Origin of the sequence: Kocuria sp. ZOR0020 (assembly GCF_000800955.1) — a bacterium.
GTDB lineage: Bacteria > Actinomycetota > Actinomycetes > Actinomycetales > Micrococcaceae > Kocuria > Kocuria subflava.
In genome coordinates this window covers 1-2,089 of sequence record NZ_JROX01000259.1, presented here as the reverse complement: position 1 = coordinate 2,089, position 2,089 = coordinate 1, and the positions used below count along the sequence as shown (strand labels likewise).

The 2,089-nt window shown below is 65.9% G+C and carries 2 protein-coding genes; both read left to right on the top strand.

Features of this window, described 5'->3' with window-relative positions; translation table 11 throughout:
- Nucleotides 1–565 (top strand): helicase-associated domain-containing protein (locus L979_RS12745; RefSeq protein ID WP_047692587.1); only part of this gene is annotated, 565 nt, incomplete at its 5' end.
- Nucleotides 558–2,089, top strand: a 1,532-nt coding sequence (locus L979_RS12740; RefSeq protein ID WP_047692586.1) for a DNA repair helicase XPB, incomplete at its 3' end; no start/stop codon positions are given. The genes L979_RS12745 and L979_RS12740, both read left to right, overlap by 8 nt.

The window sequence follows — 2,089 nt, the reverse complement described above, 5'->3', positions numbered from 1 at the left end:
TGAGGGACGCGGCGCGGCAGACACCTTCCGCTTCAGCGTCACCTCCCTGCAGCGCGCGTTGGAGCACGGGTACGACGCCGCCGCCCTCACCCAGCTTTTGGAACACCGACTGGGCGGGGTGATCCCGCAGTCTCTGGTGCACCTGGTGGATGAGGCACTGCGAACACACGGCGCACTACGGATCCAAGACGCCCAACAGGTGGTCACCGGACGCGCCGACCTGGTGGAAGCTTTGGCCCACGCCCCGGAGTTGGACCGCTACCAGATCCTGCGCCCCAGCCCGGAGGTCCTGATTCTCAACACCCCGGGGACTTCACGCCGTGCTCCGCTGAAGCGTGACCCATTGCGGGCAGCACTTCTGAGCGCAGCTGTTCGGGCCGGCGTCCAGCCAACGCTGGGCAGCACCACCGCCCGCACACCGGTCACAGACATCACCGGCGACCTAGGGCAGCTGCTCATGCTGTTCACCCCGGCAGCACCAGCGGCCGAGGTGTTGGACCCCGACCATCTGCGTACGGTGGCCACTTGCCTGGCGCGGACTGAACAGGAGAGCACGGATGACTGATGGACCCATGGTGGTGCAGTCGGACCGCACCGTTCTGCTGGAAGTGGACCACCCGCAGGCGGAGGCCGCCCGCCGTGAGCTGGCGGTGTTTGCCGAACTGGAACGGGCACCGGAACACATCCACACCTACCGGCTCACGCCCTTGGGGCTCTGGAACGCCCGGGCCGCAGGGGTTGATGCCGAATCCGTGATCAACACCGTGTTGGAGTATTCGCGCTACCCCGTTCCTCACGCCCTGCTGGTGGACATTGACCAAACCATGACCCGCTGGGGGATGTTGGTCCTGGAAAAAGATCCGATCCACGGGCTGGTGCTGCGTTGTGATGACACCCCCGTGTATGAGGAGATCTCCCGCGCCAAAAAGGTCCAACCGCTGCTGGGACCCCGCATAGATCCCCGCACCACCGTGGTCCACGGACACGCCCGCGGTGAACTCAAACAACAGCTGCTCGAACTGGGGTGGCCGGCAGAGGACCGAGCCGGTTACGTGGACGGCACGCCTCACCCGGTGGCATTGTCAGACACGGACCAGCGAACGGGGCAACCCTGGGCACTGCGCCCCTACCAGCAGGCTGCCGCAGACGCCTTCTGGGCCACCGGCACCGGAACTGTGGTGCTGCCATGCGGCGCGGGCAAGACCATGGTGGGCGCAGCCGTCGTGGCTGCCTCCTCCACCACAGCGCTGATCCTGTGCACTTCCGCCGTGGCCGCCCGGCAGTGGCATGATGAGCTGCTGGCCCGGACCTCCCTGACGGAAGACGAAGTCGGCGAATACACCTCCCGCTCCAAGGAGGTCCGCCCTATCACCATCGCCACCTATCAGATGCTGGCCACCCGCCGGAGCGAGTTCTGGCCCCACCTGGAACTGCTGGACGGGCAGGACTGGGGGCTGATCATCTACGACGAGGTTCATCTGCTGCCGGCACCCGTGTTCCGGCGTACGGCTGACATCCAGGCTCGGCGCCGGTTGGGGTTGACGGCCACCTTGGTGCGGGAGGACGGCAAGGAAGGTGAGGTCTTCTCCCTGATCGGCCCCAAGCGCTATGAGGCCTCCTGGAAGGACATGGAGAACCAGGGGTGGATCGCCCCGGCTGAATGCGTGGAGGTCCGCGTGGACCTGCCCGAATCCGACCGTCTGGTCTACGCCACCGCTGAGGACATCGACCGCTACCGCCTGGCAGCATCCTCCCCCTTGAAAACCGGGGTGGTCCGCCGGATCCTGCACCAACACCCTGGGGAGCAAGCACTGGTGATCGGGCAGTTTGTGGAACAGCTGGAGGAACTCGGAGAGGCATTGAATGCCCCCGTACTGACCGGCAAGACTCCCGCCAAACGGCGCCAGGCCCTGTATGACCAATTCCGGGCCGGTGAATTACAGGTGTTGGTGGTCTCCAAGGTGGCCAACTTCTCCGTGGACCTGCCCTCAGCCACCGTGGCGGTCCAGGTCTCCGGTACTTTCGGTTCTCGGCAGGAGGAGGCCCAACGGCTGGGTCGATTGCTGAGGCCGGACCCCAACGGACGCCA